Annotated in this window: 13 protein-coding genes and 2 riboswitches; of the genes, 6 read left to right on the forward strand and 7 right to left on the reverse strand. The window is 69.3% G+C overall.

The genetic code is table 11. The annotated features are described in order from the left end of the window. Position 1: 1 nt before the first annotated feature. On the reverse strand, positions 2 to 1,060 hold the full coding sequence (locus tag WS46_RS21770; RefSeq protein WP_059691722.1) for a HoxN/HupN/NixA family nickel/cobalt transporter: 1,059 nt from the start codon (positions 1,058 to 1,060) through the stop codon (positions 2 to 4). Between the two features lie 184 nt (positions 1,061 to 1,244). Next, positions 1,245 to 1,508: riboswitch (cobalamin riboswitch) on the reverse strand. 125 nt (positions 1,509 to 1,633) lie between these two features. Continuing rightward, a riboswitch (cobalamin riboswitch) is annotated at positions 1,634 to 1,870 on the forward strand. 169 nt (positions 1,871 to 2,039) lie between these two features. Here WS46_RS21770 and cobA point away from each other — a divergent pair. The 4 genes from cobA to WS46_RS21790 are packed head-to-tail and all read left to right on the forward strand — an operon-like array spanning position 2,040 to position 5,108. After that, positions 2,040 to 2,789 (forward strand): uroporphyrinogen-III C-methyltransferase, encoded by a 750-nt coding sequence (gene cobA / locus WS46_RS21775; RefSeq protein ID WP_059691723.1) that lies wholly within the window; start codon positions 2,040 to 2,042, stop codon positions 2,787 to 2,789. Then, entirely contained in the window at positions 2,786 to 3,163 is a 378-nt protein-coding gene (locus tag WS46_RS21780; RefSeq protein ID WP_059691724.1) for a cobalamin biosynthesis protein, read from the forward strand. The genes cobA and WS46_RS21780 overlap by 4 nt, the downstream gene beginning before the upstream one ends. A gap of 34 nt (positions 3,164 to 3,197) precedes the next feature. Continuing rightward, positions 3,198 to 3,800 (forward strand): cob(I)yrinic acid a,c-diamide adenosyltransferase, encoded by a 603-nt coding sequence (cobO, locus tag WS46_RS21785; RefSeq protein WP_059524395.1) that lies wholly within the window; start codon positions 3,198 to 3,200, stop codon positions 3,798 to 3,800. A 3-nt stretch (positions 3,801 to 3,803) separates the two neighbouring features. Beyond that, the gene (locus WS46_RS21790) at positions 3,804 to 5,108 is read left to right on the forward strand and encodes a cobyrinate a,c-diamide synthase (RefSeq protein ID WP_059691725.1); all 1,305 of its coding nucleotides are present in this window, start codon (positions 3,804 to 3,806) and stop codon (positions 5,106 to 5,108) included. A 24-nt stretch (positions 5,109 to 5,132) separates the two neighbouring features. Here WS46_RS21790 and bamE read toward each other — a convergent pair whose 3' ends face one another. Together bamE and WS46_RS21800 are read right to left on the reverse strand one after the other, a co-directional pair. Further along, positions 5,133 to 5,672: an outer membrane protein assembly factor BamE gene (bamE, locus tag WS46_RS21795; RefSeq protein ID WP_059691726.1), complete on the reverse strand. Its 540-nt coding sequence runs from the start codon at positions 5,670 to 5,672 to the stop codon at positions 5,133 to 5,135. A gap of 170 nt (positions 5,673 to 5,842) precedes the next feature. Beyond that, complete coding sequence (locus WS46_RS21800; RefSeq protein ID WP_059691727.1) at positions 5,843 to 7,006, reverse strand: M20 aminoacylase family protein; 1,164 nt, start codon at positions 7,004 to 7,006, stop codon at positions 5,843 to 5,845. Positions 7,007 to 7,373: 367 nt separating this feature from the next. Between WS46_RS21800 and WS46_RS21805 the strand changes: the two genes are divergently transcribed. Together WS46_RS21805 and WS46_RS21810 are read left to right on the forward strand one after the other, a co-directional pair. Next, positions 7,374 to 8,441: a type IV toxin-antitoxin system AbiEi family antitoxin gene (locus tag WS46_RS21805; protein WP_059691728.1), complete on the forward strand. Its 1,068-nt coding sequence runs from the start codon at positions 7,374 to 7,376 to the stop codon at positions 8,439 to 8,441. Beyond that, positions 8,410 to 9,315 carry a nucleotidyl transferase AbiEii/AbiGii toxin family protein gene (locus WS46_RS21810; RefSeq protein WP_059691729.1) on the forward strand — a complete coding sequence of 302 codons (906 nt, stop codon included), beginning with the start codon at positions 8,410 to 8,412 and terminating at the stop codon, positions 9,313 to 9,315. Before WS46_RS21805 ends, WS46_RS21810 begins: the two co-directional genes overlap by 32 nt. Positions 9,316 to 9,360: 45 nt before the next feature. Here the strand turns inward: WS46_RS21810 and WS46_RS21815 are convergent, their stop codons facing one another. The 4 genes from WS46_RS21815 to WS46_RS21830 form a co-directional block, all read right to left on the reverse strand. Continuing rightward, positions 9,361 to 10,380: a GNAT family N-acetyltransferase gene (locus WS46_RS21815; protein WP_059691730.1), complete on the reverse strand. Its 1,020-nt coding sequence runs from the start codon at positions 10,378 to 10,380 to the stop codon at positions 9,361 to 9,363. Next, positions 10,380 to 11,219, reverse strand: coding sequence for a formyltransferase family protein (locus WS46_RS21820; RefSeq protein WP_059524550.1), 840 nt, complete (start codon positions 11,217 to 11,219; stop codon positions 10,380 to 10,382). Before WS46_RS21820 ends, WS46_RS21815 begins: the two co-directional genes overlap by 1 nt. An 86-nt stretch (positions 11,220 to 11,305) precedes the next feature. Further along, positions 11,306 to 13,558: a TonB-dependent siderophore receptor gene (locus WS46_RS21825; protein ID WP_059691731.1), complete on the reverse strand. Its 2,253-nt coding sequence runs from the start codon at positions 13,556 to 13,558 to the stop codon at positions 11,306 to 11,308. 46 nt (positions 13,559 to 13,604) lie between these two features. Next, positions 13,605 to 14,981, reverse strand: coding sequence for a lysine N(6)-hydroxylase/L-ornithine N(5)-oxygenase family protein (locus WS46_RS21830; RefSeq protein ID WP_059691732.1), 1,377 nt, complete (start codon positions 14,979 to 14,981; stop codon positions 13,605 to 13,607). Positions 14,982 to 15,006: the final 25 nt, after the last annotated feature.

The following is a 15,006-nucleotide window of genomic DNA, read 5'->3' on the forward strand; positions in this document are numbered from 1 at the left end:
GTCAGGCCGAGAGCGTCACGTCGATCTCGTCGTAGCGTTTGAGGCGGTAGATCGCGGCCGACACGATCCAGCACGCGAGGAACAGGCCGATCACGACGTAGCCGAGCATCCCGAAATGCGATGCGACCATCGTCGAGAAATTCCACACGGGCCCCTGCAGCGACAGTTTATCCGCGAGCAGCGCGAGCACCTCGATGCCGCCGATCAGCGCGGCGACCAGCACCGACACGAACGTGATCGTCATGTTGTAGTAGATCTTGCGGATCGGCCGCACGTACGCCCAGCGGTACGCGCCCATCATCAGGATGCCGTCGGTCGTGTCGACGAGCGTCATGCCCGCGGTGAACAGCACCGGCAGCACCATCACCGACCAGAACGACAGGCCGCCCTGCACCTGCGTGGCCGAAATGCCGAACAGCGCGATTTCGGTCGCGGTGTCGAAGCCGAAGCCGAACAGGAAGCCGACCGGATACAGGTGCCAGCTGCGCGACACGAGGCGGAACAGCGGCCGGAACAGGCGGGCCAGCACGCCGCGCTGGTTCATCAGCATGTCGAGGTCGGCGTCGACGATCGTCTCGCCGCGGCGGGCCGCGCGAAACGTCCGGTAGACGGAGATCAGGATCAGCAGGTTGGCGGCCGCGAGCACCAGCAGGAAGAACGCCGACACGCTCGTGCTGATCACGCCGCCCCAGGTCTTCATGCTCTCGAAACGCGCGAGCGACGCCGCGGTCAGCGCGACCGCGACCGACATCACGATCACCACCGTCGAATGGCCGAGCGAGAAGAACAGGCCCGCGCCGAGCGGGCTGCGGCCCTCCTGCATCAGCTTGCGCGTGACGTTGTCGATCGCGGCGATATGGTCGGCGTCGACCGCGTGGCGCAGCCCGAACACGTAGGCGAGCAGCGCGGTGCCCAGCAGCACGGGCTGGTCGCGAAACGCGACGAAGGCCCAGATCCACGCGCCGACGTTGAAGGCGACGAGCAATGAATAGATCGCGACGATTTTGCCGCGCAGCCCGGATGAGCTGTCGTTGAACAGACGGAAGAACGAGTCGAGCATGATGCTCCTTTGCGAACGGTCGACATGATGAATGCCAACACGGCCGTCGTCGGCCCCGCCCGCGCCGCCGGCCGTTCTTCGCCCCGGCCCGCGCGTGCTGCGGCTGACGGGTCGGCAAAGGAAGCGGGCAGCGTTCGGGCGTCGGGCGTGCTGCGGCCGTGGACGATGCGCCGCCTCCCCGCGGCGCTGAACCCCACGTTCTGGCCGGTATCCGGGCTGACGAACACGCCGCTTCGCCTTCCCGGATGCGCGGCATCCAGTGGCGGTCGTCCGCATGCGGCAGGCATGCGGCGAAGCGGCGCTGCATCGCGCTGGGCGCGATGCGTTCGCTTACCGTTGCGGGGGCAGCACAGGTTGGCTCGACTGCGGTGCAGCCAGGCTCCCTGTTTCCCGTTTAACTGCGCGCGCCGGAGGAGCGCGCGCGAGCACCAAAACGCGTGCGAGTGTAGGCGGCGGTGCGGGGAGCGTCAAGGCGGAACGGGCCGCCGCGGTGCGTTCGGCATGGCCGCGGCATCGTGCCGGGGGCGCTCGCGGCGCCCGCGGGGCGGGTTCGCGCGGGCCGACCGCTGTGCTATCGTATGCGCCGCGTTCGGTGCTCGCATGCGCATTCCGCGCACGCAGTTAAACGGGAAACAGGAGGCGGAAGTCCGCCCGGCCTGTGCTGTCCCCGCAACGGTACGCCGCCCGCGCGCCGCGGTTCCCCCCGCGCGCGCCCAGGCCGCCCGCGATGCCACTGCCCTTCAGCGGGCGGGAAGGCTGCGGCCTGGCAAGCGGCCAGCCCGGATACCGGCCGACGCAAGGGGCGAGCCCGCTGCTCGCCGAACGCCCGATCCGCGGGGGACGGATGGGGTGCGCTTCCCGCCCGCGTTCGCGCGGGCTTCGCCCGATCCATCATGCCTTGCCTGTCCGCCGGCCGCCGATGTGCCGCTCGCCGTCCCCTTTCCACTGCCACGACACGGTGTGCGCCGTGCCGCGTCCGATGAGCCGCGCCTGGCTCGTCGGCGCCGGCCCCGGCGACGCCGATCTGCTGACGCTGAAGGCCGTGCGCGCGATCGCCGCGGCCGACGTGCTGCTCGTCGACGACCTCGTGAACCCCGACGTATTGCGCCATGCACGCGCCGACGCGCGCATCGAGCACGTCGGCAAGCGCGGCGGCCATGCGTCGACGCCGCAGGAGGCGATCGTCGCCGCGATGCTCGCGCACCTGCGTGCAGGCCGCTGCGTCGCGCGGCTCAAGGGCGGCGATCCGTTCGTGTTCGGCCGCGGCGGCGAGGAGCTGCTCGCGCTCGGCGCGGCGGGTTTCCCGGTCGAGGTCGTGAACGGCATCACGGCCGGTATCGCGGCTCCGGCCGCGCTCGGCATTCCGGTCACGCATCGCGGCGACGCGCAGGGCGTGATCTTCGTCACGGGCCACGGCGCGGGTGCCGACGAGCCCGACTGGCGCGCGCTGGCCGCGACGCGCATGACGATCGTGATCTACATGGGCATACGCCGGCTCGACGCGATCGTGGCCGCGCTGCGCGACGGCGGCGTGCCCGGCGACATGCCGTGCGCGGCGATCGAGAACGCGACGCGCGACGGACAGCGGCACGTGCTCGCGACGCTCGACACCGTCGTCGAACGCGTGGGCGCGACCGGTATCGGTTCGCCCGCGATCGTCGTGATCGGCCGCGTCGCGGCGCTTGCCGACGATCCGGCCGTGCGCGCGGCGCTCGGCGGCCGCGCATGATGCGCGTCGCGCTCGGCGTCGGGTTTCGCGCGGACGTGACGGCCGCGCAACTCGATGCCGCGATCCGCGCGGCGCTGAAGCACTACCCCGATGCCGAGCCGGCCGTCGTCGCGACGCTCGCCGACAAGGCGCGTGCCCGGCCGCTGCGCATGCTGTGCGCACGCCGCGGCTGGCCGCTCGTCGCGTTCGACGCGGCGCAGCTCGCGCAGTGCCCCGAACCGCCATTGAGCGGCCCGTCGGCTGCCGCGCTCGCACGTTTCGGCGTCGCGGGCGTGGCCGAGCCGTGCGCGCGGCTCGCGGCGCCGCGGGGCCGGCTGCTCGGCCCCAAATCCATCCTGGGCGGCGTGACGGTCGCGCTCGCCGGCCCGCTCTGAACCCTTTGTTTTGCTTTCGACAGGACGATTCCCGATGAAGACCGATGCCGAATCCCATCAGCGGATGACCGAACGCCGCCGCGCCGGCCATGAAAAAAAGCAGGCCGCCGCCACCCAGGAAAAGGGCCTGCTGATCGTCAACACCGGCAACGGCAAGGGCAAGAGCACGGCCGCGTTCGGCATGGCCGTGCGCGTGCTCGGCCACGGCATGCGGCTCGGCGTCGTGCAGTTCATCAAGGGCGCGCTGCACACGTCCGAGCGCGACTTCCTCGGCGCGGTCGCGCAATGCGACTTCGTGACGATGGGCGACGGCTATACGTGGAACACGCAGAATCGCGACGCCGACATCGCGACCGCGCGCAAGGGCTGGGACGAGGCGCGCCGGATGATCGAAAGCGGCGAGTACCGGATGGTGATCCTCGACGAGCTGAACACCGTGCTGAAGTACGAATATCTGCCGCTCGACGAAGTGCTCGCGACGCTCGTCGGGCGGCCGGATTCGGTGCACGTCGTCGTCACGGGCCGGCATGCGCCCGATGCGCTGATCGATGCGGCCGACCTCGTCACCGAAATGCGGCTCGTCAAGCATCCGTACAAGGAGCAAGGCGTGAAGGCGCAGCCCGGCGTGGAGTTCTGAGCGATGCCGGCCTGCCCCGCGCTGTTCGTCAGCGCGCCCGCGTCCGGCCAGGGCAAGACGTCGGTGACGGCCGGCCTCGCGCGGCTGCACCGGCGGCTCGGCCGGCGCGTGCGCGTGTTCAAGACCGGGCCGGATTTTCTCGATCCGATGTTGCTCGAACGCGCGAGCGGCGCCCCCGTGCATGCGCTCGACCTCGGCATGGTCGGGGAAGCCGGCTGCCGTGCGCTGCTCGCCGATGCCGCACGCGACGCGGACCTGATCCTGATCGAAGGCGTGATGGGATTGTTCGACGGCACGCCGAGCAGCGCCGATCTCGCGGTCGCGTTCGGCGTGCCGGTCGTCGCGGTGATTGCCGCGAAGTCGATGGCGCAGACGTTCGCGGCGATCGCGTTCGGGCTCGCGCGGTTCCGCCCCGAGGTGCCGTTTCACGGCGTGCTGGCGAACCGCGTCGGGTCGCCGCGGCACGCGGAACTGCTGCGGCAGGCGTTACCCGACGACTTGCGCTGGCTCGGCCACGTGCCGGCCGATGCGGGCATCGCGCTGCCGGAGCGGCATCTCGGCCTGCACCAGCCGGCCGACATCGACGACCTCGATGCGCGGCTCGAGCGCGCGGCCGACGTGCTCGCGCAGACGGCGCTCGCCGAATTGCCGCCCGCCGTTTCGTTCGCGGCGCCGGACGTCCGCGCCCCGCTGCCGCGTACGCTCGCCGGCACGCGGATCGCGATCGCGCGCGATGCGGCGTTCTCGTTCATTTATCCGGCGAATCTGGCGCTGCTCGATGCGCTCGGCGCGCAGCTTCGGTTCTTTTCGCCGCTGGCCGACGAACCCGTGCCCGCCGATTGCGATGCGCTGTTCCTGCCGGGAGGCTATCCGGAACTGCATGCGGCGACGCTTGCGGCGAATGGCGTGACCGCGCGGACGATTCGCGCGCACGCGGCGGCCGGCCGGCCGATCGTCGCGGAATGCGGGGGGATGGTGTATCTGTGCGAATCGCTGACCGACGTGGACGGCGCGACGACGCCGATGCTCGGGCTGCTGGCGGGCCATGCGACGATGCAGCGCCGATTCGCGGCGCTCGGGATGCAGCAACTGGACACGCGCACCGGGCCGATGCGCGGTCATACGTTTCATTATTCGCGGCTCGCTACGCCGCTGGCGCCGGTGGCGACCGCTGCGCGGCCCGACGGCGCGCCCGGCAGCGGCGAGGCCGTTTATCGCGCGGGCCCGATCGTCGCGACGTACATGCACATGTACTGGCCGTCGAATCCGGAAATGGCGGCCGCGCTGTTCGGCGGCACGGCATTCTGACGCAAACCGTGGAAGGTCGCGATGTCAGTGCTTTTCGCGGCCCGGCGCTTCCGAACGTGAAGTCCGGATCACGGTGCCGTCGGGCGAGAAATGCGCGTTGAACATCGCGTCGCCCGATACGCCGCCCTCGGCCCAGTGCCAGCTCCACACTTCTTCATGACTCAACGCGTATTGCGCGACCTCGGTCGGCTTGCCGAGCAGTTGCCGTACGTCGTCCTTCGACATCCCCGGCACGACCTTCGCGATGTTTGACGCCGTCAGGGCCTGCGTGATCGACACGAGCCGGCCGTCCGGCCCGAAATCGAGCATGTACGTGCTCGTGCCGTACGGGCCGCGCGGATACTCGAAACGCTGCGAGCCGTCCTCGCCCTGCCTCACCATCTCGGGCTTGCCGGCCTGGCGCAGCACGTCCTCGGTCGTCGAGACGCCCGGCTGCAGATTGCCGAACGCCATCGGATCGGGCTTGATCGCATTCACCGCGTCAGCCACCTTCTGGTCGTCGCAACCGGCCGCCAGAACGCCGACCGCGCAGGCCGTCAGCACGGTCAGAAACTGTTTTCGCATGTCATCCACACCTGTATTCATCGAGCCGATCCGGCGTCGCGCGCAGCGTAGCACGCGGCTCGTCCCGTCGATGTCAAGGAGCGTCAAATTCGCGCGCATCCCGCGCGCCCGGTATCACGGCCGTGCTGGCGCGTACCGGGCGGCGGCGCCCGCGTCGATGCGCTGCGGCGTCACGCCAGGAACGTCTCGGCCAGCTTGACCCAGTACGATGCGCCGGTCGGCAGCACGGCGTCGTTGAAGTCGTAACCGGGGTTGTGCACCATGCAGCCGCCCTCCCCGTCGCCGTTGCCGATGATCAGGTAGCAGCCCGGCCGCTTCTCGAGCAGGAACGCGAAATCCTCGCTGCCGGTGAGCGGCACCATCCCGTCGATCAGGTTCGCCTCGCCGACCCACTCGCGCGCGACGCCGCGTGCGAACGCGGTCATCTGCGCGTCGTTGACGAGCACCGGGTAGCGGCGCTGGTAGTCGATCGTCGCGGACGCGCCGAACACCGCAGCCTGCGCATGAACGACTTCCTTGATGCGCGTCTCGAGCAGGTCGCGCACTTCCGGCTTCAGCGCGCGCACGGACAGGCGCATCTGCGCGCGGTCGGGAATCACGTTCGGCGCCTCGCCCGCATGGATCGCGCCCACCGTGACGATCGCCATGTCGAGCGGCGACACGTTGCGCGACACGATCGTCTGCAGCGCGACGACGATCTGCGCGCACACGACGACCGGGTCGATCGCCCGGTGCGGCACCGCGCCGTGGCCGCCGCGCCCCTGCACGTCGACGATCACGGTATCCGACGACGCCATGAACGGCCCCGGCAGGAAGCCGAACTTGCCCGTCGGGAAGCCCGGCATGTTGTGCATCGCGAAGATCGCGTCGCACGGAAACTGCTCGAACAGCCCGTCGTCGAGCATTTTCTTCGCGCCGCCGAGCCCTTCCTCGGCCGGCTGGAAAATCAGGTTCAGCGTGCCGGAAAAGCGGCGCTCGCGCGCCAGGTGCTTCGCGGCCGCGAGCAGCATCGCCGTGTGGCCGTCGTGGCCGCACGCGTGCATCTTGCCGGGGATCGTGCTCTGGTACGGCAGGCCGGTCGATTCGTGGATCGGCAGCGCGTCCATGTCGGCGCGCAGGCCGAGGCGCTGCGTGCCGTTGCCGACCTTCAGCTGCGCGACGACGCCCGTGCCGCCGAGCCCGCGATGCACCGTATAGCCCCACGCCTGCAACTGCCCGGCGACGAGGTCGCTCGTCGCGAATTCCTCGAAACCCAGCTCGGGGTGGGCATGAATGCGGTGCCGGATCTCGATCATTTCGTCGGCGAGGCCTGCGGGGATCACGCTGTGCGTCACGGTGTCGTCTCCTGGGTTTCGTGGGGAAGCTGCAGGCAAGGATAGTCGGTTGAGCGGCAACCGGACAGACAGAAAGTCGTCACGGCGGCAACCAGGAGTTGCCTGTCGATCGTCGTGGCGCGCGACGAATGCGCAACGGATCGTACGACGGAAGGAAACCGGCCATTCGGGCGACTGCCGCCAGCGGTCGGGATTCGCGACACTGCGTGTTCCGTCTCGATTTTTCAGGTGGGAGGGCGTGTTGATTGCCGTTCGTCATTCCGGAATAATTCCGTCACATCAATGGGTTGAGGATCTTTGTTCATTTTTTGACGGCCGTACATTTTTTGTGTACGCTCGTGAAAAAGTGAACAGGCGATCCACCCCGATGCCCAAGAACGCCACCCTGCCGATCTCGGAACAGCACGTGCTCGACGAAGCCTGTGCCGCGTTCGGACGCGCGACCCGGCGCTTCGACGCCCGGCCCGTGCGCGTGCCGGCCGCATACAACGCGCATGCCGACGCGATGATCCGCTTCGGCATTGCCGGGCAAACATTCGAGATGCCGGTGGCGGTGAGCGTCGGCGTCGAATCGCTGCCCGGCGCGCTCGCCGCGTTACGCCGCCGCGCGCCTCCAACGTCCGCCGAGCGGCCGCTGATGCTGGTCGCGCCGTACTTTTCGGCCGACCTGGCCGCCCGCCTGATCGAGCACGACATCCCGTTCATCGATACCGCCGGCAACGCATGCCTGATCCAGCCGGAGGCGACCGTGATGATCTCCGGCCGGCCGAAACCTGCACGCACGCCACGCCGGCAGGCATCGCGGGCGACGACGCCCAAGGGGCTCGCCGTGATGTTCGCGCTCGCGACGCAGCCGGGCCTCGTCACGCAACCGCTCCGCGCGATCGCCGCCGCGTCGGGCGTCGCGCTCGGCACGGTCAATCTCGCGATGGACGATCTGATCGCACGCGGCCTCATCGCGCAGCGGCGCAACGGCGAACGCGCGTTTACCGACTGGCCGCGCTTCGTGCAGGAATGGGTCGCGCTGTACCCGAGCCGCCTGCGCGCGAAATTGCCGAGCCGGCGGTTTGCCGCGCTCGCGCCCGACTGGTGGCGCGGTTTCGATTTCGCGGCATTCGACGCGCGGCTCGGCGGCGAACCCGCGGCCGACCTGCTGACGCACGACCTGAAGCCGGCCGCGGTCACCGTCTATACGCACGGCGCCGTGTCGAACCGCCTGCTGCTCCAGGCGCGCCTGCGCCCGGACGAGCGCGGCGACGTCGAGCTGCTCGAAGCATTCTGGCCGCCGTCGCCGGCGCTCGACTGGCGCGACCAGGACGTGCCGCTCGTGCCGCCGCTGCTGATCTACGCGGATCTCGTCTCGTCCGGAGACAGCCGCAATCTTGCCGCCGCCGAACACATCCATGACCGATACCTCGCCCACCCGCCCGCTTGAAGTCGACGCGCGCCGGCCGCTCGAACCGGCGGCGGTCGCGTTGCTGCAGGCGGTCCGTACGGCTTGCGCGCAGCTCGACGCGGCATTCGTCGTCGCCGGCGCGACCGCGCGCGACATCCTGATGTGGCATGTCCACGGCATCCGGCCGGTGCGCGCGACGCGGGATGTCGACGTCGCCGTGTGCGCGGTGAGCTGGCCGTTTCACGAACGGCTCGTCGATGCGCTCGTCGCGACGGAGCAATTCGCACGCGCGCCGAAGCATCAGCAGAAACTGCTGTTCGACAGCGGCACGCAAGGCTTTCGCACGGAGCTCGATCTCGTGCCGTTCGGGCCGCTCGAGGCGCCCCCCGGCGAAATCGCGTGGCCACCGGGCGGCGATTTCGTGCTGAACGTGCTGGGCTTTCAGGAGGCGGTCGATACGGCGCTGGTCGTGTCGATCGCGCCCGACATCGCGGTGCCGGTGGCGAGCCTGCCGGCCCTGGCGCTGTTGAAGCTGCTCGCGTGGAAGGACCGGCGCGCACGCCAGAACAGCGACGCGTACGACCTGCTGTTCCTGCTCACGCATTTTCACGACGCGGGTAATCGCGAGCGTATCTGGGACGTCGCGCCCGACCTGCTCGAGCAGCACGGTTTCCAGCCCGAGCTGGCCGCGGCCGCGCTGCTGGCGCGCGACGCAAGGCGGATTGCTTCGCCGCAAACGCACGATGCGATCCGCGCGCTGTTATCCGACGCGGCGATCTACGCGACGCTCCGGCAGGATCTGCAGGCCCGCGCGTTCGCGCTGCTGCCGGGCGAATTCAACGATGACGCCGACCGCTATCTCGACGCGTTCCGCGACGCTTTTCTCGCCGATTCGCCCGTTCCCCGGACGTGACGTGCGGCCGCGCGACAAACGCCGTCACGCGTTCCGCATGCTTCGTCACGGCAACCGGAACGTGTCGAAGAATGTATCGCGCTCCATCACGGTGAGCGCCGCGCGCTTGTGCGGGAAGTCGAACTCCTTCAGCGTGTAGAACCCGAGCCGGTGCATGTACGCGATATGCCGCACGTGATCGACGCGCGGCTCGCCGACGAGCCGCTGCGTGCGCGGTTCGTCGACGAACATGTAGTGCAGCACCCCGCTCCACCACGCATGCAGCTTGCCCGCGCTCTGGAAGCGTGAATCGCCGATCAGCAGATGCAGCCCGCGATCGAAGTCATGCGCCTCGTAGAACGGCGCGAGGCGGTCCTCCTTTGCCCAGTAGAACTCGAAATAGCCGAACGGCGTATCGTCGAAATAGCCGATCATCGGATGCATGTGCGGATCGGCGAGCCGCTCCGCGAGATAGGCGGCGTGCTCGTCGAGCGTGCCGCGCTGGTCCCAGAAATGCGCGACGCGATCGAGGTTCATCCAGTCGCTGAACAACTGCGCATGCGCATCGATGTCGACGGTGCGCAGGCTGAACGTCATCCCGACCTGCGGCATGTGGCGCGCATAGATCTCGCCGGCCGGCGACGGCGGCCGCACCGGATGCCGGTGGCCGTTCGTGATCGTGTAGCGCAGCGGCATCCCGCCCGACGCGGGCGCCTTCAGCCACGGCCGCGGGTTCTGCCAGAACGTCGCGCGCGATGCGGTGAGGCGCAGGCGGTCGCCCACGATCCGTGCGTCGTCGATCACGCCGTCGCGCACCGCGCGCGCGACGTACGACGCGATAGCCGCCGGATCGGCGCCGCCGTGCGGCACCGACACCGTCGCCGCATCGTGCCGCGCGTCCGTATTGAACAGCGCGACGAACTCCGCCAGCAGCGCGGCCGGCGCATCGTCGGGCCGCCACGCGTCGAGCGTGCGCTCGGCGGCGGGCGGCTCCTGCCCGTGCGCGGCGCCGTCGAGTGCCGCGGCCACCTCGCCTTCGACGGCGTCCGCTTCCTTGTCGGCCGGTTTCGTCAGCGTGTCTTCCATCACAGTGCTCCCGCGTCGTGGCGATCGGCGAGGATGTGCAGCCCCCGCTCGAGCGCCGGAAACAGGCTGCGCTGGAAGTTGTTCCAGCGCAGTTCGAGAATCGTGTCGTCCGGCGCGATCGGCGTGTCGAGCACGTCGCAGATCACTTCACCGGAATCGATGCCGTTGTCGACGTAGTGAAACGATGCGCCCGTCATCGTCACGGGTTCGACGCGCGAGGTCGCGCCGCTCGCCCAGTCGACCCGTTCGCCGCGCGCGCCGTGCAGCGCGTCGAGCGTCGCCCACGCGCCGCGTCGCTGGTACGGCGAATCGTCGGCCGTGATGCCGGGGTGGATGTTCGCGATGCGGCGATGAAAGCGCGCGCCGGGACGCACGAGCTCGTCGAGGATCACGAGCAGCCCGTCGAGCACGACCACGTCGGCGTCGAGTTCGAGCAGGCGTTCGAGCAGGCGCCGCTCGAACGCCTGCTTGCCCGTCACGCGCTCGCGCGCATCGCGCGGCAGCCGGCGGTACGTCGACGCAATCGTGCAGAACAGTTCGTCGACCGGCCTGCCCTGCACGGTCAGCCCGTCGGGCAGGATCCACGGGCGGCCGGGCGTGCGTGCGAAGCCGTAGTCGGCGACCTTCGCGCGGTCGGCCGGCGAGCCTTCGTCGTCGTCGACGATCACGCCCTGGAGTGCATAGCGTTCGCCGAGCGGCGAGTCGTTCAGACGCTCGACGAGGAATTCGAGCGGCGCCTTCATGTAGCGCGTGCCGCCCTGGTAAGCGACCGGCTGGCCGGCGCGATCGGCCGCGCCGTTGCGCAGCGACTGGATGTAGACGAGATTTTTCTTCGGCATGGAGGCGTCGTGGAAAAAGCGGACGACGGCGCCGCGGCCCCCCCGCGCCGGCCCGAAGGCCGGCCGGCGCGCCACGGCGCGCGGCGTCACCAGTTGTATTTTGCGGTGGCGATCACCGTGCGGTCGGTCCCGAAAACGCAGACGCTCGTCGACTGGCAACCGCTGATGTAATGGCGGTTGAACAGGTTCGTCCCGTTCACGGCAAAGCGCCAGTTGCGCGTGTCGTAATGCACGCCCGCGTCGAACAGCGTGTAGCTCGATACCGTCAGCGAGTTGTCCGCCGCACCGGCCGACGCACTCTGGTAGCGCACGCCGCCGCCCAGGCCGAAGCCCGCGAGCAGCCCCGTGTGCCACGTCCAGTCCGCCCACAGCGACGCCATCTGGCGCGGCCGCGGAATGTCGACCGGCCAGTTGTTCAGCGACGCGTCGTTGGCCTTCACGTTCTTCACGTCCTGGTAGACGTAGGACGCGATCAGCGACAGGTTCCGCGTGAGCTTGCCGGTCGCGTTCAGCTCGATCCCGCGCGAACGCACTTCACCGGTCTGGACCGAGGTCGTGCCGGACGGATCGAGATTGAGCGGCGTCGACGTGAGCACGTTGGTCTGGTTGATCTGGTAGATCGCCGCGCTCAGCATCAGGTTCTTGCCGGGCGGCTGCCAGCGCAGGCCGGCCTCGATCTGCTTGCCGCGCGTCGGCTGCGGCAGCCCGCCGCCGTACAGGTTCACGCCGATCAGCGGGTTGAACGACGTCGCGTAGCTGACGTACGGCGACAGCCCGTAGTCGCCCTGGTACGTGAGGCCCACGCGGCCGGTGAACGCCGTGACGTCGGCCTTCGACTGCGTGCCGCCCGCGCGGTCGTCCATCCGCTGGTTGACCCAGTCCTCGCGGCCGCCGAGCGTCAGCGTCCAGCGGTTCCACTTGACCTGGTCCTGCACGTACAGCCCGAACGTGTTCATCGTCGTGTACGTGTTGGTGCGATACGTGGTGTTCGGCGGCGAGAACACGGACAGCGTGACCGGCGTGTAGACCGGGTTGTAGATGTTCAGCGTCGACGCGGCGGCCAGCCATTCGCTGTCGGTCGCGGTCTGCCGGTTGTACTGGAAGCCGAGCAGCAGCGTGTGCTCGAGCGGCCCCGTGCCGAAGCGGCCCTGCAGGTTGTTGTCGATGTCGAAGCGGCTGTAGTTCGTCTGGAACACGCCGGCCCAGCGGTTGATGTCGGTGAGGCTGCCGTCGGCGAAGCCCGCGCCGAACACCGAGCCGTTGTCGAGCGACAGGTGCATCCAGCGCACGTTCTGGCGGAACGTCCACATCGGATTCAGGTTCCGCTCGAACTGGTAGCCGAGCGACCACTGCTTCTTGCGGTAGTAGTTGAAATCCGGGTCGCCGCCGTAGACGTCCTTGTCGAGCTGCCCGTTCGGGTTCGGCAGCACCGTGCCTTGCGCCGGCAGGAAGTTCGACGAAATGTCGCCCCAGTCCTGCAGGTACGTGGCGGACAGCGTCAGCGACGTATCCGCGTCCGGGCGCCAGCGGAACGACGGCGCGAGCGCGACGCGCTGGTCGTTGTTCGGGCCGGTCAGCGCGTTGCCGTCGCGGGCGACGCCGACGAACCGGTACGCGTACTTGCCGTCCGCGTCGAGCTTGTCGCCGACGTCGATCACGAACTGCTTGCGCGCGTAGTTGCCGAACTGCACGCCGGCTTCGCGCACGCGCTCGCCGTCGGCCGTCTTGGTCTGCACGTCGATGATCGCGCCCGGGTCGCCGGCGCCGTACAGCACCGACGTCGGCCCGCGCAGCACGGTGATGCTGTCGATCATGTACGGATCGACGCGCCAGCTCGACAGGTTCAGCGTGTTCGGCACCTGCAGGCCGTTCACGTACGCGGTCGGCGTGAAGCCGCGCAGCGCCGCGTACCAGTCGGAGCGGTTGTCCGAGCCGTACGACGAGAAGCCCGGCACGTAGCGCAGCGCCGCGTTCACGTCGGTCGCGCCGGTCATCTCGATCTGCTGCGCGGTGACGACGTTGATCGTCTGCGGAATCTCGTTCAGCGCGGTATCGGTCTTGGTGCCGGTCCTGCTGCGCTTCGCGACGAGCCCGACCGTGCCGTCGCCCTCCGAGCCCGCGTTGACGTTGATCGCCGGCAGCGTGCCGGACGTCGAGCCGTTCTGCGCGCCGGCCGATGCGCCGACCGCCGCACCGTTCTGCGCATTGCCGCCCGACGCCGCGGCGCCTGCGTTCACGGCCGGCGCCGTCTGGGCATATGCGTGCCCTGCCGCCATCCCGAACGCCACGCTCGCCGCGGCTGCGATCGCACGCACACGCGTGCCTGTTGCCCACTCCATCTTTCTCTGCTCCACTTTCTTGATGCGGTCTCCGACCGCGCCTTTGTCAAAGAGCGAAAGCCATGCGGCCCGCGCTCGCCCCGTCTTGATGTCGTTGTTCATGCAGTGCCCGGGCCGCGCCATCGTCATGGGCGGGCGCGATCCCTTCCTCGAGCGACGCGCAGATCTCGTCCGCTCGGCGCGCCAGGACCGACAGCAGCGTGTCGGACAGGCCGTGGCTGTCTTCGCAGCAGCCTTGCAGGTAGATGCGCGGCGCGAAGTGCGCGGGCGTCGCGAGCAGGTAGTCGCGCGTGACGTCGCCGCGCGTGAGCGCATCGCCCAGATGCGGTGCGAGCCCTTCGAGCAGCGCCGAATGCGTGTCGCGCCGGTAGCCGGTCGCGAGCACGAGCGCGTCGAACCGTTCGACGCGCGTCGCGCCGTTCATCCGGTCGCGCAGCGTCAGCTCGATGCGGCCGTCGCCGGCGCGCACCGCGGCCTCGATCGCGCTGTTCGCGAGCAGCGCATGGCGCGGCGTGCCGTCGATGCGCTGCAGGTACAGCATTTCGTAGATCTGCTCGATCAGCGGCCGATCGACCACCGCGTAGTTGGTGTCGCGATAGCGCTCGAGCAGCGCGCGGCGCGCGTCGTGCGGCTGCGCATAGACGACGTCGGTGAATTCGGGGCTGAAGATCTCGTTGACGAACGGGCTGTCGTCGGCCGGTTTCAATGCGCCCGCGCGCATCACGAGGCTCGCGTCGACGTGCGGGAAACGGCGCGCGAGGTCGATGAACACCTCGGCCGCGCTCTGCCCCGCGCCGATCACCGCGACGCGGCGGCGCTCGCCGTCCGGCGCGGCGACCAGCCGGTCGATGTCGGTCAGGTACGACGACGAATGGATCACGCGATCGCGGCCGAGCGCGGCGAACGCGTCCGGCACCGCCGGCGTGCCGCCGACGCCGACCGACAGCGCACGTGTCACGCGCTGGCGCTCGCGGCCGGCCGCGTCGCGCGACAGCACGCGCAGCGCGTCGATCCGCGCGCCGTCGCCGCGCACGGGCTCGATCGCCGTGACGGTTTCGCTGTAATGGACGTGCTCGTCGAATGCGTCGGCGACCCAGCTCAGGTAGTCGTGGAATTCGACGCGGGTCGGATAGAAGTTCTTCAGGTTGACGAATTCGTTCAGCCGGCCGCGTTCGAACAGGTAGTTGATGAACGTGTAGCGGCTTTTCGGATCGCGCATCGTGACGAGATCCTTCAGAAACGAGATCTGCATCCGGCAGTCGTCGAGCAGCATGCCGCGATGCCAGCCGAATTCCGGCTGGCGTTCGACGAAGCAATGCGCGAACGGACGCGTGCCGTTGCGTTCCGCGAGGCGCACGGCCAGCGCCAGGTTCGACGGCCCGAAGCCGACGCCGATCAGGTCGAATACGGTTTCTCTCTGCATGTCTCTCAGCTCCCTTGTCGGTGAA

It is taken from the genome of Burkholderia sp. RF4-BP95, from assembly GCF_001521985.1.
Classification (GTDB): domain Bacteria; phylum Pseudomonadota; class Gammaproteobacteria; order Burkholderiales; family Burkholderiaceae; genus Burkholderia; species Burkholderia diffusa.